Annotated in this window: 17 protein-coding genes and 1 pseudogene; 3 read left to right on the top strand and 15 right to left on the bottom strand. The window is 39.5% G+C overall.

Annotated elements, in window-relative coordinates:
- Window positions 1-15: 15 nt before the first annotated feature.
- The 5 genes from porW to B0B05_RS00210 form a co-directional block, all read right to left on the bottom strand.
- Window positions 16-2,547 carry a type IX secretion system periplasmic lipoprotein PorW/SprE gene (gene porW, locus B0B05_RS00230; RefSeq protein ID WP_076781323.1) on the bottom strand — a complete coding sequence of 844 codons (2,532 nt, stop codon included), beginning with the start codon at window positions 2,545-2,547 and terminating at the stop codon, window positions 16-18.
- A gap of 70 nt (window positions 2,548-2,617) precedes the next feature.
- Window positions 2,618-3,205 (bottom strand): Maf family nucleotide pyrophosphatase, encoded by a 588-nt coding sequence (locus B0B05_RS00225; protein ID WP_076781321.1) that lies wholly within the window; start codon window positions 3,203-3,205, stop codon window positions 2,618-2,620.
- Between the two features lie 10 nt (window positions 3,206-3,215).
- Window positions 3,216-3,737, bottom strand: a complete 522-nt coding sequence (locus tag B0B05_RS00220; RefSeq protein WP_076781319.1) for a KdsC family phosphatase — start codon at window positions 3,735-3,737, stop codon at window positions 3,216-3,218.
- A 71-nt stretch (window positions 3,738-3,808) separates the two neighbouring features.
- Window positions 3,809-4,711, bottom strand: a complete 903-nt coding sequence (locus B0B05_RS00215) for a GLPGLI family protein (protein ID WP_076781317.1) — start codon at window positions 4,709-4,711, stop codon at window positions 3,809-3,811.
- Window positions 4,712-4,842: 131 nt separating this feature from the next.
- A complete protein-coding gene (locus B0B05_RS00210) occupies window positions 4,843-7,560 on the bottom strand; it encodes a Plug and carboxypeptidase regulatory-like domain-containing protein (RefSeq protein ID WP_076781315.1) in 2,718 nt (905 codons plus the stop codon).
- A 351-nt stretch (window positions 7,561-7,911) separates the two neighbouring features.
- Between B0B05_RS00210 and B0B05_RS00205 the strand changes: the two genes are divergently transcribed.
- Window positions 7,912-8,793, top strand: a complete 882-nt coding sequence (locus B0B05_RS00205; protein WP_076781313.1) for a cupin-like domain-containing protein — start codon at window positions 7,912-7,914, stop codon at window positions 8,791-8,793.
- Window positions 8,794-8,865: 72 nt separating this feature from the next.
- On the opposite strand, the gene gdhA is transcribed toward B0B05_RS00205, so the two are convergent.
- From gdhA to B0B05_RS00190, 3 genes are all read right to left on the bottom strand, one after another.
- Window positions 8,866-10,224 (bottom strand): NADP-specific glutamate dehydrogenase, encoded by a 1,359-nt coding sequence (gdhA, locus tag B0B05_RS00200; protein WP_076781311.1) that lies wholly within the window; start codon window positions 10,222-10,224, stop codon window positions 8,866-8,868.
- Window positions 10,225-10,407: 183 nt separating this feature from the next.
- Complete coding sequence (gene dprA, locus B0B05_RS00195) at window positions 10,408-11,514, bottom strand: DNA-processing protein DprA (RefSeq protein ID WP_076781310.1); 1,107 nt, start codon at window positions 11,512-11,514, stop codon at window positions 10,408-10,410.
- 29 nt (window positions 11,515-11,543) lie between these two features.
- On the bottom strand, window positions 11,544-12,317 hold the full coding sequence (locus tag B0B05_RS00190) for a rhomboid family intramembrane serine protease (protein ID WP_076781308.1): 774 nt from the start codon (window positions 12,315-12,317) through the stop codon (window positions 11,544-11,546).
- 140 nt (window positions 12,318-12,457) lie between these two features.
- Between B0B05_RS00190 and B0B05_RS00185 the strand changes: the two genes are divergently transcribed.
- Entirely contained in the window at window positions 12,458-13,567 is a 1,110-nt protein-coding gene (locus B0B05_RS00185; RefSeq protein WP_076781307.1) for a DUF3078 domain-containing protein, read from the top strand.
- Between the two features lie 35 nt (window positions 13,568-13,602).
- Window positions 13,603-14,511, top strand: a pseudogene (locus B0B05_RS00180) (DUF3078 domain-containing protein).
- Between the two features lie 26 nt (window positions 14,512-14,537).
- Here the strand turns inward: B0B05_RS00180 and msrA are convergent.
- From msrA to secA, 7 genes are all read right to left on the bottom strand, one after another.
- Entirely contained in the window at window positions 14,538-15,176 is a 639-nt protein-coding gene (gene msrA, locus B0B05_RS00175) for a peptide-methionine (S)-S-oxide reductase MsrA (protein WP_076781306.1), read from the bottom strand.
- A gap of 85 nt (window positions 15,177-15,261) precedes the next feature.
- Window positions 15,262-16,239, bottom strand: a complete 978-nt coding sequence (locus tag B0B05_RS00170) for an ROK family protein (RefSeq protein WP_076781304.1) — start codon at window positions 16,237-16,239, stop codon at window positions 15,262-15,264.
- Between the two features lie 80 nt (window positions 16,240-16,319).
- Complete coding sequence (locus B0B05_RS00165) at window positions 16,320-18,341, bottom strand: TonB-dependent receptor (protein WP_221406957.1); 2,022 nt, start codon at window positions 18,339-18,341, stop codon at window positions 16,320-16,322.
- Between the two features lie 122 nt (window positions 18,342-18,463).
- Window positions 18,464-18,736 (bottom strand): carboxypeptidase-like regulatory domain-containing protein, encoded by a 273-nt coding sequence (locus B0B05_RS16370; RefSeq protein ID WP_143745915.1) that lies wholly within the window; start codon window positions 18,734-18,736, stop codon window positions 18,464-18,466.
- 107 nt (window positions 18,737-18,843) lie between these two features.
- Window positions 18,844-20,049: a PepSY-associated TM helix domain-containing protein gene (locus tag B0B05_RS00160; RefSeq protein WP_076781302.1), complete on the bottom strand. Its 1,206-nt coding sequence runs from the start codon at window positions 20,047-20,049 to the stop codon at window positions 18,844-18,846.
- Window positions 20,050-20,092: 43 nt separating this feature from the next.
- Window positions 20,093-22,246, bottom strand: coding sequence for a TonB-dependent siderophore receptor (locus tag B0B05_RS00155; RefSeq protein WP_076781300.1), 2,154 nt, complete (start codon window positions 22,244-22,246; stop codon window positions 20,093-20,095).
- Window positions 22,247-22,400: 154 nt separating this feature from the next.
- Window positions 22,401-25,472, bottom strand: coding sequence for a preprotein translocase subunit SecA (gene secA / locus B0B05_RS00150; protein ID WP_076781298.1), 3,072 nt, complete (start codon window positions 25,470-25,472; stop codon window positions 22,401-22,403).
- Between the last annotated feature and the right edge of the window lie 92 nt (window positions 25,473-25,564).

The raw sequence follows: 25,564 nt of genomic DNA, 5'->3' as shown, positions 1-25,564 counted from the left end.
AGCAATTGCTCTCTTTTATTTTGTACTTCTGCGCTGCATTTGTATTCGCGGTGCATCCGGGTTTTTCGGATTGCCATTGCCTCCGGGTCTTCCGGGTCCGGAACTTACAGGGGCTGCAAAATCTGTGCTTTGCTCTGCCTGTTTCTGTTCTTCGGCAGATTTCTGTTGCGGTGGATTTTGCGTAACAGCATTGCCATTCTCATCTGTTAACTCCAGTTTGACATCACTTTTTAAGAATTTGAGAAGGTCTTTGGCTTTTTTGCCTTCCGGAGTCTTAGCATAATTAAGAACAATCTGTTCCAGTTGTAAAATCATAATCTCTTTGCCTGCCGTTTTGCCTGCATTATAAGCATTCAAAAGATAAAACTTAGGTATAAGCGCATCTTTTGGGTTGTCTGCGATGGCTTTATCTATAATAGCCGATGATTCGGTATATTTCTCGGTCACATAGAGTTTATAGGCATCAGCATAGAGCTTTTCTACATTCTCTGATGATTTGTTGAGGTCTTTGCTCTTTGGGTTTTTAACAAATTCTGCATAAGATGTGTAAGGGTATTTTTGCAAAATCAGCTGCTTAGCTTTTTCTGCCTCAGCAGGATTTTTTTCCTGATTAAAAACAAAGATGTTGTACAGTGCCTGTTGATCAGTCTCCTCGTCAGGTTTGCTGTCTGTAAGATCAAAAAGTGTTTTGGTTGCCAGTTTTGTATTGCCAAAAAAGTTCTCATACATCCTTCCCATGCCCAGGCTTGCGGTGTCTCTGTCTTTTTTCAGTTTGTCAAGTTCTGCTTTTGATGTAGGGATTTTCTCGATATAGAATTCTGGCTCCAGACGCCGGGGATCTGGTGCTGTTGCAATGCCCAGAGCTTCGTTTTTGAGGTCTTCTATGGTTGCTGATTTGGCAGAATAACGCCAGTTGTCTGCCAATGTCCTGCTGCCCCAGGTCTGTTTAAAGGCTACTTCACCTCTTGGGATATTATTGGTATTGGCAAAATAGAACGTGGATCCGCCGCTGCTGATCCCAAAATTCTGAAAGCTATTGGCGTCAGACGAATTATTAGCAAATATGGAGTTAGCATTATAATCTCCGTTATCAAAACCTTTATTTTTTTCTGCTCTTCTTTTTTCCAATTCTTCTGCAGCTTCTTTCTCTTTAATCTTATCAATATACTTGGTAAAATAAGCTTTTTTCTCATCAGGGCTCATCTTAGCCAAAGCCAGGATGCTGTCGTTCTTCTTGATGACATAATAATTCTTTGACAGTTTTTTGATATTGGCTGTCAACTCGGTGAGCCTGTCTTTTTCAGGTTTGTAGGTCATGACTGCCAATGCGCTGTCGTAGTAGATACCGGCGGTAAGATAATCATCTTTGGTAAAATATTTTTTGGCTAATTCAGAATACGTAAGCCCGCGGATCTGCGGGTCTGATTGTTTCTCTTTGAGTGCTTTCCTAAAATAAGAATCAGCTATAGAATCTTTTGCTACAGTAGTTGCAATAAGGCCGGTTGCATAATACAGTTCATTTTTGCGGGAAGCATAAGTCCCTTTTTTGGCAATCTTTTCCAAGTAGGCAACAGCTTCGTCATAACTGTCTGCTTTGCCATCAAATGTTTTGGCAATTTCTATCTGAGATTTAACCTCGAACTCGTAACTGTTTGCATATTTATAAGCTGTGGCAAAAGATTCTCTGGCTTCGGATTTCTTACCGAGGCTTGCAAGGATTTGCCCTCTTAAAAATGCAATTCTGCTTCGGGTTTTCCTGTTTTTGTTATAGGTAAATGCTTCATCCAGAACTTCTGCAGCCAGTTCTTTTTTGCCCCATTTCAGAAAATTATCTGCCTGATAGACTTTTAATATGGCTTTGTATTCCCGGGTAAGTTTTATTTTAGGATCATCTTCCAGTCCACGGAACACTTCATCTGCGCGGTAATATTCTTTGAGCTTGGAGTAGTTAACAGCTTGGTATATTCTTGCTAATGGCAGCCTTTTGTCTTTGCTCATGGTGTTGAAAACATAGCCCAAAGCATCCAAAGATTCTAGATACTTGCCCTGATACATTTTGGCTTTGGCCAACAGGATATAAGCATCAAAAATTTTCTTATTTTTTTCTACACCGTTAACGAGGACCGAATATTTGGAAATCGTTTTTTGTGCCTTTGCCTCAGCAATTTGCAGGATTGATGCACCCTTGTTCCCGGACTGGCCTCTCGCACCGCCGCCGCCGGCTCCAAAAGCATTTTCGCTGGCGCTTCTCATACCTCTGGGACCCATTTCTGTATCAGAAGCACTTCCTGCGGCTGGTGTATTTTGTAGATCTGCAGCGTTATCTTCTGTCGTATAGACAGAGATATAAGGATCATAAAAATTGTCCGTATGGGTTTTGTCACGCGTTTGCAATTCAGCGTTCAAAGCTTCTTTACTATTGAACAAAGTGTTATAATAGGTCATAAAACGGTGAACGGGCCCACTCTTGGTTTTCTTCTTTTTGAATCTCGGATTACAGGCAACAACGCTTAAGACAGCTATTATGATTAGTAAATATTTTCTCATCTAATTTGTTTCAAAATCAATTTCCAGAGTATGATCTGTAAAAATAACGAATTTTTGCAAGGAAAATTATCTAAGGCTTGCGGTTTTGGAAGTTAGCAGGGAAACAGCCCAGTTTTTTAAGTTCTTCATAAACCAGATCCGCAGGCAAACCCATCACGGCATAGAAAGATCCGGTTATGTTTTTGATCTTTGCCATACCCAGCCATTCCTGTATGCCGTAAGATCCGGCTTTATCAAAAGGCTTATAGTTGTTGATATAAAAATTAATTTCGTCATCATTGATTTCTGAAAATTCTACATCTGTTTTGCTTGTCCTGCTCAATTGGGAAGTATCGGTTTTAATAGTGAAAGCCGTGTAAACCTGATGCGTTTTTGCAGACAGTTTCTTTAGCATGGCAAAAGCTTCCTGTTCGGATTTGGGTTTTAGAAGAATCTGCTGATCCAGTGCTACAATGGTGTCTGAGGTTAACAGAACTTCGCCCGGACGGACTTCCAGTGCTGCTGCTTTTTTCGCCGAAACATATTCAGAGATTTGGTTGGGTTTCAAATCCTCAGGGTAAGATTCATCAACATCAATTTTAACGACTTCGAAATCGTATCCAAGCTGTGATAATAATTCTTTTCGTCTGGGGGAATTAGAGGCTAGTAATAATTTCATTATCAATTAACTAAGCTGATTTTGTTTCTTCGTCCAGGTTCCATTTTCCCTGTACCTTCATCACCTGTTCTATCACATCGCGCACCGCACCCTTCCCACCAAAAACCGGCGAAATATAATCGGCAATGGCTTTCACTTCCTGAACGGCATTGGCGGGACAGGCAGAAATCTCCGCGAGTTTCATAATACCAATATCCGGGACATCATCGCCCATCATCAGGATTTCGGAATCTTTCAGATTGTATTTTATTTTAAAATCTTGGTAATCAGAGATTTTATGTGAAGATTTGGCATAGTAATCTGTAATTCCCAGATACTCCATCCTGTTTTTTACCATCGGGTCATTGCCTCCGGTGATAATCCCTATTACGAAATCTTTTTTGATCGCCTGTACAATGGCATAGCCATCCAAAACGCTCATCACGCGGCTCATACTTTTGTCAGGTAACAGATAAACGCTGCCATCTGTGAAAACACCATCTACATCAAAAACGAAAGCTTTTATATTTTTAAGTCTTGATAAGTAACTCATTGTAATTTTATTGTATCTGCATAAAAAAGTCCTCAGATTTGAGGACTATAAAAGTAAGTATTTATGAGAAATTATGGGTAAAGTGCAGGCTCAATTTTATTATTATCGTTTTTGATCTGCTCTTTTTGGCTTTTCTCCATAGAACGTAGCATTTCCGAATTATCGGTAATCGCTTTGCCATTCACATTCATGGTTACTTTGACATTGCCTTGGGAAAGCATCTGCTTCATCTCCTTTGTCGGATCGTTCTTGTATTCTTTCCATTGTTTTCGGAATTGGTCTTCTGTCACTTCCAATTCTTTACCGCCAAGCCCAACTGACTTAACGACAAAACCGCTTTTTGTGCTCCCCAGATCATCTTTTTTATCGATTCTTTCTACTTCATCAAATTTTTTGCTTCCCACGAATTTAAATTGATGTGTGCCAGTAGAATCTTCCATCTCAAGAATTAGCCCGGGGAGCCCGTGGAATTTATAAGGCCCATCCTGAAAAGGGAAATCCTGGGAAAACCAGGCTGTCCAGCTTCTTCCTCCAAAGTCAACCGTGGCTTTCTGTACTTCGAACTGATCGATTGTCTTTTTTTCTGGCAGGATTTTCCAAGCTAAAGGTTTTTCGTTTTTTACTGCAAATTTTGAACGTCCCATTGCGGTGTGTAGTGTGGTGACAAAATCAGGATAAGTTTTTGTAACGGTATAACCAACTTTCCCTGGATTACCGCCGCTGTAATTGAAGTTTTTTGATCCCATAGAGATTTGTTTCGCGAAATAAGCTTCCCTTGCAGAGTCGCTTGCAAACTTTTGCCTGCTGTAGAACTTGCTGCCGTCTTTTTTGATGTCCAGGTACATCAGTTCTGTATCGGCAGAGTCTTTTTTGTCTATATTGGAAATAAATCTGTATTCATACATAATTCTGGTTCCTTGTGCGATGGCGACTAAGCTTAGCATAAGGGCTAAAATAAGTAGTACTTTTTTCATATGGTTATATTTTTAAGTGATTGATGTTGAATGAAATTATTTTGATGACTAAAAAATTAGTGATTTAAAATTAGTGAAATAAAAAGGCAGACAAAATAATTGAACTGCCTTTTCGATAAAAAAATAGTGTGTTATTTGAAGTTAAACTTAACCGTGAACATAAACTGGCTTGGACGGATGTACATTTGGTTGGTTGTTACAAGCTGTTGCAAAACATCTACATTGACAGTTTCATAAACTTTTCTGTTGGCAATATTGAGCCATTTGAATTCGAAATCAATCTTCTTCTTAACCCATGTATATTGATAGGATAAGTCAAAGAAAGTATTTCTGAAATGGTTACCGCTGGCGCTGGTAGATAAGTCATCCCAGTTAAAACCAAACGTATGGTTGTCGCTTGGGTAGATATACGCTGCAAGATTATGATTCCACCCGCTGGATGTAAATACCGTATTATCACTTTTGTTGGTATTCTTACTCCAATTGAGACTAATATTATAATCTACACTTAACCAGCTGAAGTAGGTATTGTTAAATTTAATACCCATCGTTTGCCTGCTGTTAGATGATTCTCTAAGATCAGAATTAAAATAAGAGAATGAGTTGGAATCTGTATTGGTACCACTCACTGATAAATTGGTTTTGAATTTTGGAAAATATTTCCCAATTTCAGCGCCTTCTGTCTGGCTCCTTATTGTATTTTCTAAACTTTGCAGCATCAGCTCTGATATAAAACCATTTGTGGTATAGCTTTCTATAAGGTTTCTTTTGTTGGTAGAGTAGTTATACCTTACGTTGAAAAATAAATTATTCAGTGGGTTTCTGTATTCCAAACGGGATCCAGCACTTCTTGTAAGATACTCTGGCATCTCTATCTTATCACTGAATCTTACTTGCAGGCTTGTAGGATTTGTCAGCATCTTTCCACCATACAGGAAACCAAAATTACCAAAATCATAGGATTGATTAGCAAATGCCCACAGTTTGAAAAACGAAGCAAAATCCAGGCTGGCAAACATATTAGGTTCAAACACCGTTTTGCTCTTATCCAGATATTTTTGTCTTAAATTATCTTTGTAAGTGATGCCATAGAAATTCATTGGCAATGTGACATTCAGGCTTAGATTCTGTGATTTGTAATTAACACCAACTTGGGTATATGGTTGTACCTCATTCCAGTCTACATCATTCTGATAATCCTGGCCAAGATACATATTACTGCCATTGGTTTCACCGGTAATAGCGGAACTAAGATTATTAAAATTGAGATTCAAACCAAATTCCGGTGTGAAAGTCCATTTTCTATAAGATAACCCAACAGATGCAGAATGGTTGATTTCCATTGTTTTTGAATTGGTGTACTGGGTAATCGAGTTGAAATTCCCAAAACCAAAATTATCCATATAACTTCCAGGATTAACCTTTAGTGTCTGCTTGTCTTTTTGGTATTTGATACAACTCATAAAATTCACCAGTTTATCCTTCCACGGGATAATGGTACTTAATGAATTTTGGAACATATTAGAAGGAGATTCCAGTGATTCATTAGCAAATTTGTGAATGGGTGTTGCTGTAAGATCATTTTGGAGAGGAGGCAGATTGTTATCTACGTCGGCTCTGTCTGTGTTCCAGAAGCTGTTCCACGTGGTTGTATTTTTGAAGAATCCTTTTTTCGCATTTTTTGTAAAAATTAATTCTCCTTTGGCAACATTATCAAAAAACCTGTTATTAGTGCTTGATATAAAGGTCCCTCCCTGATTTACTGCCTGTGAGCCTGGCTCATATACTTTTGTCTGTAAATCTTCTCTTTTGATACTGTTATTGGTATAAGATGCATTAGCCTTCAGTTCCCACTCCTTATTTTTAAAAGGGCTTGTCAAAAGATTGGCGGAGAAGAAATGCACATTATTCAGTAAATATCTTTTCTCTCCAATATTAGGAATACCTGCAGTTTCTACATTGGTCCAGGATTTTTGAGCAGCCTGGCTTCTCCTGCCTTCCCAACGGCTTCCAAAAGCCAATAGGTTACCTTCGTTTTCTACACTCTCGCCATTGTTATTAGCCTTGTAGTTAACGACCCATTGGTTTTTCTGTCCAAAAAACATCGGTGTTAATTTCACATTCCACAGTAGTGGGCTGAAGCCTGCACCAATCTCACCACGCCCCGTCATCGTGACCGATTTTTTGAGTTTGATATTAATGGCAGCTTGCTCAGATGGTAGTTTGTCCCGCAGGATGTTCACCGGCTGATGGTTTTCCAACACTTCAACTTTGGATACTGCATCTTTTGGGAGCGAGTTGTTAACCGTGCCGTAACCACCCTCCATGAGATCTTTGCCGTTTACATAGAATTTGTTGATCGCTTCGCCCTGATAGAGAACGGTTCCGTCTTTGTTCACCTCGATGCCGGGGATTTTTTTCAATACATCAGCTAAGGTACGGTCATTTTTATTTTCAAAAGATTTAAGATCATAGGAGATTGTGTCTCCTTTTTTGGTAATCAGTTTTGTTTTTAGCCGCACTTCCTGGATTTCGGTAGCCTGAGAGTCCATAGAAAAGTTTTGCTTCTGATCTTCGTTTTTAATAGAAGTGGTAATTGGCTTTTGGTTAAAAGCTTTAATCTTAAGATCAAGATTGCTTTCCGAAGAAGTAAAGCTTACCTTATATTCGCCTTTTGCATTAGAAATTCCGTAAGCCAGAATTGCATTTTTCCCGGGCTCTTCGATGGTTACACTGGCGCTGGCCAAAGCTTTTCCGTCTGTATCGGTAATGACGCCGGAAATCGTTTTTTGTGCCAGCATAATCATAGAAAAACCCAGCACAAGGCATAAAGATAGAAGTTTTCTCATAGGTAATAGTATTCTTATTTAAAAAAGTGAGTGCCTCTGGGAGTAAAAGTCTTATCCGAAAGGCATTTTCACGGTTATTATTCTATATCACTAAAACATTAGTAAAACATTTTGTCGAATTGTTACAAAGTATTTTATTGGAGTGTAGAATATCAATAAAGTTAAACTAGTGTTTGGCTTTTGATCAGGCTTTATCACCAAGATAAAATAGTAAGGAACGTGAATCTGGTATATAAAGATCAAAAAAGGTTATTTTATAGGGCTTATTTATAATTGATATAAATAATAATTTTGTTTTTTTTCGTTGGCAATTTAAAAATTAATAAATTTGCAGCTTAATAATACATCAACATGGGAGTCATTCTAAAACCTATTGATATTGTAGATGATATCACAAAAGAGGAATTTTTTGAAAAATACCTGAAGCCTAGAAAACCTTTGGTAATTAAAAACATGGCCAAAAAATGGCCGGCTTATCAAAAGTGGACGATGGATTATATAAAAGAGGTGGTGGGAGATGTCACAGTGCCTTTGTATGACAGTTCCAAAGCAGATCCGGCAGCTCCGATCAATGCGCCAACTGCAGAGATGAAATTTGCAGATTATATCGATCTGATACAAAGAGAACCGACGGATCTAAGGATTTTCTTTTTTGACCCAATAAAACATGCCCCGAAAATCCTGAATGATTATATTTCTCCAAAAGACCTGATGGGAGGCTTTCTGGACAAATACCCAAGTATGTTTTTTGGAGGGAAAGGCTCTGTTACGTTTTTGCATTATGATATAGATATGGCGCATATCTTCCATACGCATTTCAACGGAAGAAAACATATCCTGTTGTTTGATTATAAATGGAAAGACCGGTTGTACCAGATTCCTTATGCTACTTATGCTTTGGAAGATTATGATATAGAAAATCCTGATTTCAGCAAATTTCCGGCTTTGGATGGTGTAGAAGGCATCGAGTGCTTTCTGGAACATGGCGATACACTCTTTATGCCGACAGGCTGGTGGCACTGGATGAAGTATTTGGATGGTAGCTTCTCAATCTCTCTCAGAGCCTGGGATAAAAGCTGGGGTGTAAAAGCACATTCTCTATGGAATCTTACCGTGCAGCGTAACTTCGATAATTTTATGAAGAAAAACTTCAAAGCCAGATATATGAACTGGAAAGAGAAAAAAGCCGTAGAGCGTGCTAATTATGCCCTCAAAAAAGGTTTGCCAAAATAGAAATTCTATTCTTACATAAAAAAGAAAAGCAGCTCAAAACGAGCTGCTTTTCTTTTTATTTTGATTGGCTGCTTATACAACACCTTGCGCAAGCATAGCTTCAGCTACCTTTACAAAACCCGCAATGTTAGCACCTTTTACATAGTTGACATAACCATCTTCTTCTCTGCCATAATCTCTGCACGACTTATGAATACCAATCATGATCTCCTTCAACCTGGCGTCCACTTCTTCAGAAGTCCAGTTCAGGCGGATTGAGTTCTGGGTCATTTCTAATCCGGAAGTGGCAACACCTCCAGCGTTAGAGGCTTTTCCTGGGGAGAAAAGTACTTTGTTATCTAGGAAGTAGTTGATAGCGTCCAGTGTAGAAGGCATGTTAGCCGCTTCAGTAACGCATACACAACCATTGGCCACCAAAGCTCTGGCATCATCTAGATCCAATTCGTTTTGCGTGGCAGAAGGGAAGGCGACATCACATTTTACTTCCCAAGGCCTTTTACCAGCAAAGAATTGAGCTTCGGGATATTTTATCGCATAATCTTCGGCTCTGTTATTCCCGGAAGCGCGCAGCTCCAACAGGTAATCTATTTTTTCCCCAGAGATACCATCTTTGTCATAGATGTAGCCGTCTGGCCCTGATATAGTCACTACTTTTCCGCCAAGGTCATCAATCTTTTTGATAACACCCCAAGCCACATTTCCGAATCCTGAAACAACAACCGTTTTGCCAGCAATAGATTCATTAATGGTTTTCAGCATTTGCTCTGCAAAATATACCACCCCATAACCCGTAGCTTCCGGACGGATTAGCGATCCACCGTATGCCAGGCCTTTTCCGGTTAGCACACCGGTAAATTCGTTTCTGATTTTTTTATATTGACCAAAAAGATATCCGATTTCTCTGGCGCCCACACCAATGTCTCCCGCAGGGACATCGGTTTCCGGACCGATATGTTTGGAAAGTTCTGTCATAAAGGCCTGGCAAAAACGCATAACCTCCATATCAGACTTGCCCTGAGGGTCAAAATCAGAACCACCTTTTCCGCCGCCCATTGGCAATGTGGTCAAACTGTTTTTGAAAACCTGTTCAAAAGCTAAGAATTTAAGAACGCTCAGGTTAACAGTCGGGTGAAATCTAATACCACCTTTGTAAGGGCCGATAGCAGAGTTCATCTGGATTCTGAAACCTCTGTTGACCTGGATTTCTCCTTTGTCATCAATCCATGGTACGCGGAAGATGATTACTCTTTCCGGTTCTGCCATTCTCTCGAGAAGCTTCATGCCGGTATATTCTTTCTTGGTTGCGATAAAAGGAATTACAGTTACTGCAACTTCTTTTACGGCCTGTATAAATTCTGGTTCATTAGGATTTTTGGCTTCAATTTTTGCCATAAATTCCTGAATCTTTTGCTCAACGTTATAGTGTTCCATTATTCTATAATTATGACAACAAATTTAATTTTAATTTCGAATTTCGCAAGTAATATTTTGGTTTTTATTTAAAATTTAAGAATATGACTGTACTTATTTGCAAAATGTATAATTACGAGTTTTATGTTAAGAATAGTTGAAGTTAATATTAATTTATTTCAAATTTTCGAAACGATGCTTTTCTTAGATGATCTGATATTGTCTTCCGGAAAGGCATTTGATGTAGCCATAAAGTTCCAGATCCAGTAAAATTGGTAATAATTTGTGATGCAAAATTGCTGTTTTTTCTGCAATCTCATCCAGAGAAACAGATGCTGATTGCCTGATGATTTCCAGTGTTTTAAGATGATCTTTCTGCGCCGGATTAATTTCTTGTTTTTTCTGTTCTTCGGTGAAAAGCTGAGGTTGTAAAGATAGGTTGAGATTCTGGACCAAAGTTTTGATATTGACAATGGATTCCGCCTTGTTTTGAGCAATAAGCATATTGCAGCCCTGGCTGTAAATGTCTGTTATTTTTCCCGGGAGCGCAAAGACATCCCGGTTATAGCTGTTGGCACAGTTCACGGTCGTGACAGAGCCGCCGCCGTAGGCCGTTTCTACCACCACAAGATGGGGCGATAGACCTGCTATAATCCTGTTACGCTGAAGAAAGTATTCTTTGCTGGCACCATCAAAACTCGCGTATTCGGTCATCAATACACCATTATTTTCCAAAATTTGGCGTGCTAGTTTTTTATTGGCAGCAGGATAGATGCTGTTCAGGCTTTGTGCCAGGACTGCAACAGTCGGGATATTGGTACTAAGGGATTCTTCATGGGCGCAGGTGTCTGCACCCAGGGCAAGGCCGCTTACCGTACATATAGGATTGCCACGCAATTCGGATAAAAATTCCTGAATAAAAGTCTTACCGTAAGACGTCAGCTTTCTGGTGCCAACAATGCTGATAGTGTTTTGTATGACGTTTAGGTTGCCCTGATAAAATAAGAGAACAGGAGCGTCATCGCAATTCTGCAGATGTTTTGGATAGCCACTTTCCCGGAGAGAAACCATGCTGATACCATGTTTTTCGCAGTGAAGCAGTTCTTTTTCTGCCATGCGGATAAACTCCGGGTTGCCAATATCTTTGATCCTTACTTTGCCGATGCCATCAACAGCCATCAGGTTTTTATGAGTAGATTCCCAGACCTGTTTTGCTGAGCCAATGTTGTTGGTCAGCTTACGCAAGTTGGCGTTGCCAAGGTTATTGCATTGGCGCAGTGCAATGAGGTAAAGATATTCTTCGTAAAACATGGTTGCTAGAGTTCTTACGAAGATAAAAACTATTTTTCGTTTTTACGAATCTCATCCAGATAATCCCAGATATTTTCCTGTTTCAGCTGCGGCAGTTCTTCGAAATTTTGAGGGTGGCTGGCGATGTAAGCCTGCCATAGTTTGTCATCCTTTTCACTGTAATAATTAGGATATTGCCAGATGTATTTGATTTTTTTATCAGCCTGTTTTCTGAATATCAGGGCCAGCATCAGACCAGTAATGCTTCCGGCAAGGTGCGATTGCCAGCTGATTCTGCTGGGTTCCGGCAGCTGATAAAAAAATTCTTCGGGAAAAATCCCCCAGATAAGGCTGCCATAGTATAGGGCAACTACCAGCGAAACAGTCATGAGCCGGACATCCCACCGAAATATCCCGCTGAAGAATATAAAAAATGCCAACATGTAGACCAGCCCACTGGCACCTATGACACAGCTGTAGTTCCAGTTTCCGGTATTGATATCAATTGGCGGCAGCAGCCAAACCAACAGGCCGGAGGCAATCCAGCCAATGATGAAAATTTTAAATGCAATTTTTGGGTAGAACTCAAACAGTAAAAAGAGCAGTATCACTATCGGTAAGGAGTTACTGATAATATGATCCAGACTGCCGTGCAGCAATGGCGCAAATATGACACCCTTAAGGCCCTGAGGCATAAGTGGTATAATAGCGCCATTGCAGCCACTGAAAAAACCAAGCGTCTGCAATAGATAAAAACTCCACATCATGGCCAGCATGAAGGCGGGTGCAAGAAGAGCCTGAATTCTAATTGATTTTAGCAGCATTATTTTTTTTTCACAATAATGCAGCCAATTTTTTTTGATGGTAATTTTGTCTGGAAATTGACTTATTAATACATTATTTGGCGTTAAAGTCAGATTTTTAAAATTTTGATTTACTATTTTTGCATCAAATTAGGAATTTAATGAAAAAGATATCAGCGTTACTGTTGTTTTGTGTATGCTTTTTTTCTCAGGCTCAGATCACAGATTATCATAAATTAATAGACTCTATCAATCAAAAAAAATGGGACTCTTCCGGCGTTGACATAGACAGCTTGGCAAATCCGCGGATTGTGAAAATAAAAACAGCCCGCAAAGACTCTGTAAAACTGAACAGTAATATCGTGGTGGCTCCTAATGCAGGCGACTCCAGCCCTTTAACACCCTCATCTATGCTTTCTCTGCCTACGCTGAAAAGGTGGTTTATATTTGGGCAAAACAGTTTGGTTTTTAACCAATCTTCGTTTGCGAATTGGTATGCCGGTGGGAATAATAATATTGGTGTCCTGGGGAAAATCAATTACAATATCGTCTACAAGAAAAACAGACATTATCTGGACAATAATATCCAGATGGGTTATGGCTTAGTATCTTCTACAGGCCAATCTACCAGAAAAACTGATGATTATATTAATATTCTTACCAATTATGGTTATGAGTTGGCTAAGGACTATTACCTGTCCACTGGTTTCCAGGTTTTGTCGCAGTTTACGCCGGGCTTTAATTACGCTAATACACCAGATCCTACTTATAATGACCGCATTTCCAAATTTATGGCACCGGGATATCTCAATGTAGGTCTTGGTTTCTCTTACAATCCTAATGAAAATTTTCAGGTGATTATGAGGCCTCTTAATGGCAAATTTACATTTGTGCTGGATAAAAAACTGCAGTTTGCCGGCAACTATGGTCTGGAGAGGGATGGGCAAAGCCTGAGGGCAGAGTTGGGAGCCATGCTTAATGTTTTGTATAAGATTAAGCTTTTCAAAGATGCCACGTATGTCAACCAGATTAATTTCTTTAGTAACTATCTGCAACATTCTGAGCGGATAGATATCAATTATGTAGGAAGCCTTAATCTCAAATTTAATAAATATATCACGACAGTCGTAAGCCTGGAAATGATGTATGATCATGACCAAATCCAAAAATTGCAAAGAAAACAAACATTGGGTGTGGGAATCACCTATAATTTGGGCTATAAAATGGAACGCGACAGTAATACAGGCGTTATTAAGCCATTTATTAATTAACACGAAACTATAACATTTTTAAACTAACATACACGATGAAGAAAATTCTATTGTTAAGCAGCGCTTTGTTTGCTCTAATGACGAAGGCGCAAGAACAGCCGGTACAGGATTCTGTAAAGGCATAGTCAGTAATTGGACAAAATACATTGATGCTGAATCAGTCCGCTTTCTCAAACTGGATTGCCGGTGGAGCTAATAATATTGGCTGGCAGGCAGGCGTCAACTATAACCTGACATACGAAAAAGGAAAAGACCTTTGGGAAAATATTGTGATTCTGGGTTATGGTATGAATAATACCCAGGGCGTAGGTAACAGAAAAACGCAGGATGTTATCAACTTATCCACTAACTATGGTAGAAAACTGGGTGCGACCAACTGGTATGTTTCCGGTGGTGCAGGCCTTATTTCTCAGTTTGCGGCCGGTTATGGTGACGGCAATAATCCTGAGGCGGCTAAGATCTCAAACTTTATGTCACCGGGTTACTTAAACTTGGGAGTCGGATTTACTTATAAACCATCTGATAATTTTACAATGACACTAAGGCCTGCTAATGCAAGATTTACTTTTGTACTGGATAAAGACCTTCAGTATGCCGGTAGTTATGGCCTAAAAAATGACGGAGACTCGATGTTGTTTCAATTTGGTTTTCTGGGGACGGCGCAATATAAATTAAAGCTGATGGAGAATATCACGTTGCAAAATAATGCTTCGGTTTTTTCTAATTATCTGGATCATCCAGAGAGACTGGTACTGTCTTACAGCGGAATCCTAAATATGAAGGTTAATAGATATATCTCTACCAATGTAACACTGGATCTTTTGTATGATCATAACCAGATCAAAAAGACCCAACTGAAACAAACTCTGGGAATTGGCTTTGCTTATAATATAGATAATGGTAAAAAAAGATCTGAAGACAAACGTAATCAGGAATGGAAATAAAAAAGTGGAACTTGTGTTCCACTTTTTTATTTTAGCCAACCCAGTTCTCCAAAATGCTTTTTGAATTTCTGGATTTTAGGCCCAACAACAGCACTGCAATAAGGCTGATTGGGATTGGCGTTGTAATAACCCTGATGATAAGCTTCTGCCGGCCAGAATTTTTGGAAAGGTACAATTTCGGTTACGTATTTACCATTCCATTCCTGTTTGGCTTCTGAGGCTTTCATTGATTCTTCTGCTTCCAGTTTTTGTTTTTCGGAGTGATAAAAAATAGCTGATCTGTACTGTGTTCCCACATCGTTTCCCTGTCTGTTGAGGGTGGTGGGATTATGTAAAAACCAAAACACTTCTAAAAGTTGCTTGTAGGAAATAATTTTTGGGTCAAATGTTATTTCCACCACTTCAGCATGACCGGTGGTTCCTGTGCAGACTTCTTCGTAAGTAGGATTGTCTTTATGTCCTCCGGAATATCCCGAGGTGACGGATGATACACCTTTCAGCATATGGAAACAGCTTTCCACACACCAGAAACACCCGCCGGCAATTGTGGCATGTTCCAAATGATTGTTGTCCATTGTTTGATTTGTTAATGGTTTTACTTTCTTATCCTGACCATTACAACTGATGAGGATAAAGCTTAGAATGATTAATAAATATCGGGTCATTGCACAAAAAATCCTTTGATTTTCTTTAGACTAATAGCAAAAGTTATTCCTATTAGAAGAAAAGGCAAAGGATTTCTAATATCAATTATTTATTATTGTTTTCCCATACCAGGGCACTTGCTCCCAGTATAGCAGCATCGGCTTCGTCAAGTTCGCTGAAAACCAGTTTTACTTTTCCGCGGAAGATAGGAAGCAGGTTTCTTTCCATATGTAGTTTGGTCGGCTTTAGCAAAAAGTCACCCGCCTTGATTACACCTCCAAAGAGTAAAATAGCTTCCGGGGAAGAGAACATCACAAAGTTAGCCAGCGCTTCACCCAGTTTTTGTCCGGTATAGCGGAAAACCTCAATCGCAGTAGGATCTTCCTTTATCGCACATTCGTAAACTGTTTTGGAGTTGATTTCATCCTCAGGATACTCATTCAGCATAGAATCAGGAAACTCAGCCCGGAATTTTCTGGCCGTGATCGAAATGCCAGTTGCTGAGGCGTATGCTTCTAGGCTGCCTTCGGAACCGGTGCTCCAGTGCTTTCTGCCTCCAGGTTTTACTATGGTGTGGCCCAATTCTCCGGCAAAACCGTCGTGCCCGTAGATGAGGCTGCCTCCGGCGATAATACCACTGCCTACACCTGTACCCAAGGTAATCATGATGAAATCTCTCATGCCTCTGGCTGCGCCAAACATCATCTCACCTAATGCTGCAGCATTGGCATCGTTGGTCATTTTGCAAGGCACGCCAAAGCGTTGTATCATCAGTTCTGCAAAAGGGACAACACCTTTCCAGCGCAGGTTGGGCGCCTGTTCTATAGTTCCTCTGTAGTAATTGGCATTGGGAGCACCTACACCTATACCATCAAGATTCTTGTGTGGAGAATAGGTTTTGATGAGTGGTTCAATATTTTGATAAAGTGATTCTATAAAATCCTCAACTTTCTCATATTCATCTGTTTTGATGCTTCCTTTTGCGAGGATGTCTCCGCGATGGTTCACGAGGCCAAATTTTGTATTGGTCCCGCCTATATCGATTCCCAGGGCAACTTGCCGGGACAAATCAAGTAATGACATGTATCTTTAAAAATTTCAAAGGCTAAATTTAAAAAAAATTAAATGTAATATGTATTAAATATTAATCTAAGTTTAAATTTTTAGAAACTAACTTTGATGGTTAGGCCAAAAGTCCTGGGATCGCCTAAGACAGCGGCGTAATGTCCGGCGTTGCCGGCTCCTGGAAGTAGCTGCTCAAAATAATCTCTGTTAAAGATATTTCTCACCCAGACATAAGTCGTAACACTCTGCCGAACCCTAAATCCAAATCTTGTGTTAAACAACGCGTAGCCAGGAATATTTAAAAATTTCGATGGAGTAGGGCTTGAGGAAAATGTTGAACGGTAATAGCTATCCAATGCAAAGAAGTAGTCACCACTGTAATTCAGGAATTTTCCTGCAAAATTTAATTCTCCGCCCGTTGAACCTGCCCATTTTGAAACACCAGGCAAAACACCGCCCGAGATATCAACATAATTCGCACCACCTGTATCTTCCAAAGCTGGTGCCGCATTGGTGAATTTCTTATAAATCGCTTCTGTATAAGCCAGGTTGGTAAAGAAATAAAAGTTGTTGAAGGTATATGAAATATCAGTTTCAATGCCTCGCACTCTCACTCTTTCTGCGTTGGCAAGGTAACCTCTGTTGATAGACAGGTCTGCTGCCTGGACTTGCACCTGATAATCCCTGATATTGGAATTATAAACCGTCAAATTGAAAATCAAATTTTTAAGCGGTTGGGATTTTAGCCCGATTTCGTAATGTAAAATTCTTTCCGGTTTTACGACAGCCAATTCTGTCATCACTCTTCCGTTATTTGTTGGCAATCCTCCTAGGTTGAGCCCAACTGGTTTGAAGCCCGTTGAGAAGGTTCCGAAAAGATTATAATTTTTGGTCGGTTTATAAGCCAGGGTCAATTGACCAGAAAAATTGGTATCATCAATCGCTGCATTGAACTCCTGATTACTGTACACTGAATTTTTAATAGCATTGAGAGCAGCATTGTCTGTCTGTAAGCCACCGTAGGTAATTCTCCTGAAATCGATTTCTTTTTTATCATAATTAATTCTGATTCCCGGAAGTAAACTAAGTTTTTCGGTGAAAGCCCAATCCAGCTGACCAAATACGGCACCACTGAACGAATTAAGATTAGGATAAGATTTGATGCCATAACCATCCAGAAGCCCCGGCGTTTTCCATTGGTCAATGACTGTTTGGTTGGCAGAGGATAAAGAAAACCGCCATTGGTCTTTTCCCGCTTCTTCAATTTGGCCATCTTTTCCGGCTCTCAGTCTTTGCCAGATTCCGAAAACACCAAATACGCCGCTCAATTTTTCATTAAAGTTTCCTGACCAGCGGATTTCCTGGTTCCATTGCTGATGCTTGCTAGGTGCCTGGGATTTTGCCAATGCCGAAAGCCCTGTGAAGTCTCTGTCATTGGACGGGTTCCAGTTCCAAAATCTCCACGCTGATGTGGACGTGATTTTTCCTTTGCCGAGATTGTATTCAACATTCAGGGCCAATCCGCCCATATCCTGTTCTGCCCGCCAGGGTGTGTCTGTATCCACTGTCCTGTTAAAAGGGTCAATGGCAGGCAAAGTATAGCCCAGATCGGAAATAATATTATTAAGCTCCTGATTGTTTCTCGAATTATAAATTGTTCCATCCCTGTGCGTGCCTGAAGCAGAAAACCGGTTAGCCAATTTATCTGTAATTGCTCCTGTTACCGATGCTTTTGCCTGGATGAATCCATAGTTTCCATAGCTGATTTCAGCAGTCCCACCGGTTGTAAAACTCGGTTGCTTTGTAGTTACGTTAAAAGTTCCTGCCGTTGTGTTTTTGCCAAATAAAGTGCCCTGCGGACCGCGCAAAACTTCAATCCTTTCGATATCAACAAAATCCAAAGTTGTCGCAGCAGGTCTTGCGTAATAGACACCATCTACATAAAACCCGACACCTGGATCAAGTCCGTCATTTGTCAAACCATAAGTAGAACCTAAACCTCGGATGCTGAGACTAGTGTTCCTGGGTGTGGAGCTGTAAAACTGAACAGAAGGCACAAATTCTTTCAAGCGGTTGACATTGAAAGCGCCGGTTTCTTCAGCCTTTTTCCCTGAGATCACATTAATAGGGATTGGAACCTGTTGAGCCGTTTCTTCTCTTCTTCTGGCAGTTACAACAACTTCTGTAATAACAACATCATTTGGTAATAGTTTGATGAATAAAGTGTCTCTCGGATTTTCCTTTATTGATACAAATCTTGTTTCAAAACTTTTTTCTGAATTTTTAAATCAAAAGGATAGGACTGTAGATCCTGGATCGTGAAATTTCCGTTCTGATCGGTTTGCAGGGACAGGTTTTTGTCTGACCTTGAGGAAATCCTGACGCCACTAAGTGGTTTGTTATTAATACTGTCAAGGATTTTGCCGTTAACTGTATCCTGTGCGAAAGAGTGAGAGAATGACAAAATAAAAAAGACATAAAAAGCCTTTTTAAAAATAGAAGAAGTTCTGCCCATAGTTTAAAAATTAATGAGCAATTGTAAAAAAGAAATAATTCATACCAAAATAGTATGAAATAAAATTAATAAATAACCTGAATCATCAATATTCAGGTTGTTTGTAATTATTTAGTTGCTGTTTTTTTTCTTCGTCCCCACCAGATCATAAATCCGGTAATTGGCATTGATGCAATGATGAGACTTACAATGAAAGCGATGATCTTTGTAGGCAAGCCCAATATCGCTCCAACGTGGATGTCATAATTGGCGCCAACTACTTTTTCTCCAAAATTCTTATCTTTCGGGTCGTGCGTATGCAAAAGCTCCCCAGAGTTCTCATCGAAAATCAGGCTGCTGCTCTTGTGATAGGAGTAGGACAGATACTTGACATAAACTTCATAATTAGGATGCTCATGGTCATCGATATGAGGATGCCCAAGATCCAGAGAAAAAGCATACGCATCAGGATAAAGCTGAATGACTTTTTCGGAAATCTTATCCAATGTTTTGTCAGTTCTCATCTCGATTGGCGCCCTCGTTGTGATCTTTGAAAAATCGGGATAAGCGGTTTCTCCTCCCGAAAAAATCACATAAATCATCGCCTGAACAACAAAGAACGCATAGAACAAACCTGTTATTGTAAGAATCAATGCGAAAATTGAAGAATAGAAACCAAGGATGTTATGAAGGTCATAATTCTTACGCTTCCATCGGGTCGTATCTTTCCATTGTAATCGGAAACGCTGTTTTCTCGCAGCTCTGTTTTTTGGCCACCAGAGTATGATCCCTGTAACCAGCATTATCAGGAAAATAATAACAGGAATACCCACGACATAAGTTCCCCAATCCTGTTTCAAAAGAAAACTCCAGTGGATGGATTTTACGATAGCAAAGAATCCGTTTTTTTCATCATAGGTTTTAAGGACTTTTCCATTATAAGGATTGACATAAGCAACTTTATATATTGGAAATTCATCAAAATAGTTCCATTGATCAGGCTGATGCTCATACCAATAGAATTGGTAAGACATCTTTTTGTCAATCGGGACGTTGACCCAGTGGATCGGGTATTTTTCTTTGGTTTGATAGTCAACCAATTTTTCCAATTCCCGGATCGGAATGACCTTTTTGCTCGCTATATTTTGCTCGTTATGATAGATGTATTCTTTGCGGGTAAAGTTTTCTATCTCATCTTTGAAAACATAAAGCGCTCCTGTAATCGATATAATAAAAATCAGGAACCCAATGGACAAGCCAAACCACAAATGTAGTTTGGCTGACCATTTTTTGAAAAATCCTGGTTTCTTTTTATGATGGTGTTTTTTCGTCATACATAATTTAAAGGGCAAATTATGAACTTAGCCTTTTTGTTTTTTAGAATTTGTAAGCAACCGTTCCTAAGAAGTTGGCCAATTTTTGCGGATTAGCTGTGGAATAGCCTGTCCAGTAATGTTCGTTCGTGAAGTTGTCAACTTTAACTCCGATTCTGAATTTCTTGGCATCGTAAAACGCATTGGCATTCAAAACGAAATATTTTGGTAAAATGAAATCTCCTGTTACATTATTATCACTAGCATAATTTCCACCAAATCCAAAACCAAGTCCTTTTACTTTTCCATCAACAAATTGGTAAGCCAAGTTGAAATTTGCATTCCAGAAAGATCCAGCTGTTGTTGGTCTTAGATCTGTGGATTCATCTATTGTATCGTTGTAAGCCAAACCTCCTACTAATGAGAAGCCTTTTACAAGATATGCATTAACTTCCAACTCGAAACCTTTGCTGAGCGTAGAAGCCGCTTGTTTTTGTACAGAAGCCCAACTTGCTGTATATTCTCCGGTGTATAGCAATTGGTTTTTCACTTTGATATTGTAGTAAGAAACTGTTGCATTGAATCTGTTTTTGAACAAACTCGCCTTGAAACCACCTTCAAACTGGTTTCCTCTTTGAGGGTCTGATAAAACCATATCTCCGGCTACATTAGAAGCATAATATCCGTTGGATTTGAAAGAGTTCTGATAATTTCCAAAAACCGAGAATTTCTCTTTCACAATTTCGTAAACAATACCAGCTTTTGGCGAAAATGCAGATTGATTGAAAGGCAACTCTATATTAGTTCCAGAAGTTCCTCCCAAATAATCGTTGTTTTCATAACGAAGGCCGGCCATAATGTGTAAGTTTTCTACTGGAGTAAACAAGTTAGAAATATATCCTGAATAGGTGTTAAGATCTCTCAGATAGTCCCAAGTTGAGAAATTTGCAGAATTGGCATAAAGTGCAGATAATGCACCGGCATTCATTCCGGAATAATCTGCGCCAGCTGCCACAACAGTATCAAAATTCGAATTCAAATACTTGTAACGTAATCTTTCTGTTGTCCTCATATAATCAAAACCAACAACTGTTCTGTTTTTCATTCCGTTGGAGAAATCATAATTGAAGTTGAAGTTTTGTTGGATCTGAAACCAAGATTTTTTACTGTCATTTGTCGATTGATCTGCTCTTGCCACCAAATATGAAGAAGATGCAGCATCATAAGCAATAGAAAAATATGGATTGTATCCGTCTGAATAAGAATCAGAATTATTAATATAAGTACTAGAAGTAATATTATCGTTGATTTCCCATTTCACGTTCCCGAAAACATTGGAGTTTCTCGCCGTCATGTACAAATCCTTTCCTGTGTAAGATTCTTTATAATCCAAACCTGCTACTTTTTCCAAATCTTTCATATTATCAATTCCGTTCAGTGTTTTTGGTGAAAGATAGAAGAAGTAGGGATTGGCTGTTACTCGGTTGTTGAATAACTCATAATCCACATTCAACTGAACTTTGTCAGAAACATTGTAAGTCAAACTCGGCGCAAATGTCGTATATTGGTTTTTCGCATCAGTTTTAGTAAAATTTCCTTCGTTTGTATAAGCCGTATTGATGCGGAAAAGCAAGTCTTTTGTAATCGGAGCATTAATATCCGCAGTGGCTCTGTAAGTATTGTAATTTCCGGCAGAAGCTGAAACTGCGCCGAAGAAATTTTGCTGAGGTTTTTTGGTTACCCTATTAATAAGACCACCATAAGAAGCGACTGTACTTCCGTAAAGTGTTCCAACGGGACCTTTTAGAAATTCCAAAGTTTCTACATTGATTGCATCAATTGTAGAAGTAACAGGAGCAACTACACCATTTCTGGTAGAGGCTTGCGAAGGAAACCCTCTCAAAACGAAGAATGAGCCACCATCTCCGGCTCTTCCTGTCGGGTTCCACATTTTCTGCAATCCAGTTACGTTTCTGTAAGCATCATCAACAGTGAAAATATTTTCATTTTCCAAAATCCCTTTATCGATAGAAGAATAAACTTGTGGATTTTCTATGAACTTTACCGGCATTTTGTTGGAAGATTCGGTATCGAGTTTTTTCACCATTTTATTGATGATGACTTCTTCTATATTTTTTGAATTTTTTATAGAATCAGTTTCCTGAGCATAAGCGGCGGTAGAAACAAGTGCAATAACACTTACAATTATTTTCTTCATTTTTTTTAGGGGAATAATTTTGCAAATGTATTATTTTTATTAATTCTAAATTATAAAGCTGTATGATATTTGTCATTCCTTAAAAAATGTTAAAACAAAAAAAGACTGTCGGTTAACCAACAGTCTTTTATATTATTTTGATAAATAATCAACTTTATGCAGGAATCTCGCCTTTGTAAAGGAAAGAAACAATTTCTTTATTTACCTGCTCAACCATTTCGCTGAAGAGATAAAAAGATTCCTGTTTGTAGATCACCAGCGGATCTTTCTGCTCATAAACAGCACCTTGCGAAGAACGACGAAGATCATCCATCTCTCTAAGGTGAGTTTTCCAGTTTTCATCAATGATTGCAAGAGAAATGTTCTTTTCAAAATCAGTGATCAGGCTTTCACACTTAGTATCATAAGCTTCTTTAAGGTCGGTAACAATCGTCATCGTTTTTGTACCGTCTGTAAAAGGAACCTGAATCATCTTAAACATTGAGCCCTGGTTAAGGTAAACGTTCTCTATAATTGGGTACGCTTTTTCTTTAAGCAGATCCAATCTTTGGTCATAATCTTCTTTGGCTTTTTTGAAAACCAAATCCGTCAACGCCGCCACTGGTGTGCTTCCGAATACAGATTCGCTAACCGGAGCTTCCATTGTAAAATACTTGATGATGTCAAACTCAAAATCTTTGTAATTACCCGACGCTTTGGCCTGTGTTACAATGGCTGCAGCAGTATCATAGATCATGTTCACGATATCATACTTCAGGTGATCGCCGAATAGCGCGTTCTTTCTTCTTTTGTAGATTACGTCACGCTGTTTGTTCATCACATCATCATACTCAAGCAATCTTTTTCTGACACCAAAGTTATTCTCTTCCACTTTTTTCTGAGCTCTCTCGATAGATCTTGAGATCATAGAATGCTGAATAACTTCACCTTCTTTATGCCCCATCCTGTCCATCATCTTAGCGATTCTTTCGGAACCGAAAAGACGCATCAGGTTATCTTCCAAAGAAACATAGAACTGAGAGCTTCCCGGGTCTCCCTGTCGTCCAGCTCTACCTCTTAACTGTCTGTCCACACGGCGGGAATCATGTCTTTCTGTACCAATGATGGCCAGTCCACCTGCTTCTTTCACTTCCGGTTTTAGCTTGATATCGGTACCTCTACCTGCCATATTGGTTGCAATCGTCACGACGCCTGGTCCACCAGCTCCAGCTACAATCTCCGCTTCTTTTTTGTGAAGTTTCGCATTCAGAACCTGGTGCTGAATTTTTCTTAACTGTAATGCTTTGGAAAGCAATTGAGAGATCTCAACAGAAGTTGTACCTACCAAGACAGGTCGTCCCGCTGAGGTTAATCGCTCAATTTCTTCGATAACAGCATTGTATTTTTCACGGTTGGTTTTGTAAACCAAATCCTGTCTGTCGTCTCTTTGTATTGGTCTGTTGGTAGGGATTACCACTACATCCAATTTATAAATCTGCCAGAATTCTCCGGCTTCGGTCTCCGCAGTACCGGTCATACCAGCCAGTTTGTTGTACATACGGAAGTAGTTTTGTAAAGTAATCGTTGCAAATGTTTGTGTTGCAGCTTCGATTTTTACATTTTCTTTAGCTTCAATCGCCTGGTGTAATCCGTCTGAGTAACGGCGGCCTTCCATAATACGGCCTGTTTGCTCATCCACAATTTTTACCTCGCCGTCAATAACTACATATTCATCATCTTTTTCGAATAATGTATAGGCTTTCAGCAACTGATTGAGTGTATGAACGCGTTCCGATTTTACGGCAAAATCCCTGTATAATTCTTCTTTAGCAGCAAACTCCTCTTCTTTGGAAAGATTTTTCTTTTCGAGTTCAGCAATTTCTGTTGCAATATCCGGAAGTACGAAGAACTGTTGATCCTCGTTGCCGGCAGACATATATTCTACACCTTTATCAGTCAAATCGATTTGATTATTTTTCTCATCAATGACAAAATAAAGATCTTTATCCACTTTCGGCATATCACGGTTGTTGTCCGCCATATACTGGCCTTCCACCTTTTGCAATAATGCACGGTTGCCGCTTTCTGATAAAAACTTGATTAATTGTCTGTTTTTAGGAAGTCCTCTGTAAGCCTGAAGCAGTTTGAATCCGCCTTCTTTGGTATTGCCATTGGCAATTAGTTTTTTGGCTTCGTTGAAGATCGCTACAACTGTTTTTTTCTGAACTTCTACAATCCTGTCAACAGAAGGTTTTAGAACATCAAACTCCTGTCTGTCACCTTGTGGTACAGGCCCGGAGATAATCAAAGGAGTTCTGGCATCGTCAATCAAAACAGAATCCACCTCATCCACAATGGCAAAATTAAGTTCTCCCTGAACGAGTTCTGACGGATTGGTTACCATGTTATCTCTCAGGTAGTCAAAACCAAACTCGTTATTGGTACCGTAAGTGATGCTTGATTGATATGCTTTTCTTCTGGCGTCTGAGTTAGGCTGGTGAAGATCAATACAGTCAATCGTCAACCCATGGAATTCGTATAATGGCCCCATCCATGCCGAGTCCCTTTTGGCAAGATAATCGTTGACAGTTACAACGTGAACACCTCTCCCCGGTAGTGCATTAAGATAAATAGGCAATGTTCCTACCAAGGTTTTACCCTCCCCGGTTGCCATCTCAGCAATTTTACCCTGGTGCAGAACTACACCACCGATAAACTGTGTATCATAATGAACCATATCCCATACAACCGGTGTTCCGGCAGCATCCCAATGATTTTTCCAGATGGCGGTGTCGCCTTCTAAAACCACAAAGTCTTTGGTTGCGGCCAGCTCGCGGTCTCTGTCTGTTGCTGTTACACGGATTTCTCCGTTCTGAGCCAGGCGGCGCGAAGTTTCCTTTACCAAAGCGAAAGCTTCCGGAAGGATCTCGTTCAGCACTTTTTCTTCTACGTCGTAAGATTCTTTTTTAAGACCTTCGATTTTGTTGAAAAGAGCCTCTTTTTCATCAACATTGCTGGAGTTTTTTATCTGCTCGTTAATCTGTTCTATCTGGGTAGTGAATTTGGCAGCTGCTGACTTGATTTTCTCCTTAAACTCTGCAGTTTTATCTCTCAACCCGTCATCGGATAAAGATTGGATACTAGGTTCTGCTGCTTTTATCTTTGCGACAACTTTTTTTACTTCTTTTAAATCTTTTGCATTTTTGTCTCCCAAAAAACTCTTAAGAACGGTATTTAAAAAACTCATTTATTCAGCTTTTGGCAACCAGCATATAGGCTGATTGCATTAATAATTATTTTAAAAAGCCAACAGCCAACAGCTATCAGCTAATGGCTATC

Origin of the sequence: Epilithonimonas bovis DSM 19482 (assembly GCF_900108115.1) — a bacterium.
Classification (GTDB): Bacteria; Bacteroidota; Bacteroidia; order Flavobacteriales; family Weeksellaceae; genus Epilithonimonas; species Epilithonimonas bovis.
Note: the sequence above shows the minus strand (reverse complement) of the source record. Positions and strands in the feature narration are given on the sequence as shown.

What these genes read in the sequence shown, in the direction of transcription:
- B0B05_RS00225 (WP_076781321.1), bottom strand. Translation starts at nt 3,205, where the DNA reads ATGAAATTATTACTAGCCTCTAATTCCCCCAGACGAAAAGAATTATTA.
- B0B05_RS00185 (WP_076781307.1), top strand. Translation starts at nt 12,458, where the DNA reads ATGAAAAAGATATCAGCGTTACTGTTGTTTTGTGTATGCTTTTTTTCT.
- B0B05_RS00160 (WP_076781302.1), bottom strand. Translation starts at nt 20,049, where the DNA reads ATGACGAAAAAACACCATCATAAAAAGAAACCAGGATTTTTCAAAAAA.
- B0B05_RS00220 (WP_076781319.1), bottom strand. Translation starts at nt 3,737, where the DNA reads ATGAGTTACTTATCAAGACTTAAAAATATAAAAGCTTTCGTTTTTGAT.
- B0B05_RS00190 (WP_076781308.1), bottom strand. Translation starts at nt 12,317, where the DNA reads ATGCTGCTAAAATCAATTAGAATTCAGGCTCTTCTTGCACCCGCCTTC.
- secA (WP_076781298.1), bottom strand. Translation starts at nt 25,472, where the DNA reads ATGAGTTTTTTAAATACCGTTCTTAAGAGTTTTTTGGGAGACAAAAAT.
- dprA (WP_076781310.1), bottom strand. Translation starts at nt 11,514, where the DNA reads ATGTTTTACGAAGAATATCTTTACCTCATTGCACTGCGCCAATGCAAT.
- B0B05_RS00205 (WP_076781313.1), top strand. Translation starts at nt 7,912, where the DNA reads ATGGGAGTCATTCTAAAACCTATTGATATTGTAGATGATATCACAAAA.
- B0B05_RS00170 (WP_076781304.1), bottom strand. Translation starts at nt 16,239, where the DNA reads ATGTCATTACTTGATTTGTCCCGGCAAGTTGCCCTGGGAATCGATATA.
- B0B05_RS16370 (WP_143745915.1), bottom strand. Translation starts at nt 18,736, where the DNA reads ATGGGCAGAACTTCTTCTATTTTTAAAAAGGCTTTTTATGTCTTTTTT.
- gdhA (WP_076781311.1), bottom strand. Translation starts at nt 10,224, where the DNA reads ATGGAACACTATAACGTTGAGCAAAAGATTCAGGAATTTATGGCAAAA.
- msrA (WP_076781306.1), bottom strand. Translation starts at nt 15,176, where the DNA reads ATGACCCGATATTTATTAATCATTCTAAGCTTTATCCTCATCAGTTGT.
- B0B05_RS00155 (WP_076781300.1), bottom strand. Translation starts at nt 22,246, where the DNA reads ATGAAGAAAATAATTGTAAGTGTTATTGCACTTGTTTCTACCGCCGCT.
- B0B05_RS00215 (WP_076781317.1), bottom strand. Translation starts at nt 4,711, where the DNA reads ATGAAAAAAGTACTACTTATTTTAGCCCTTATGCTAAGCTTAGTCGCC.
- porW (WP_076781323.1), bottom strand. Translation starts at nt 2,547, where the DNA reads ATGAGAAAATATTTACTAATCATAATAGCTGTCTTAAGCGTTGTTGCC.
- B0B05_RS00210 (WP_076781315.1), bottom strand. Translation starts at nt 7,560, where the DNA reads ATGAGAAAACTTCTATCTTTATGCCTTGTGCTGGGTTTTTCTATGATT.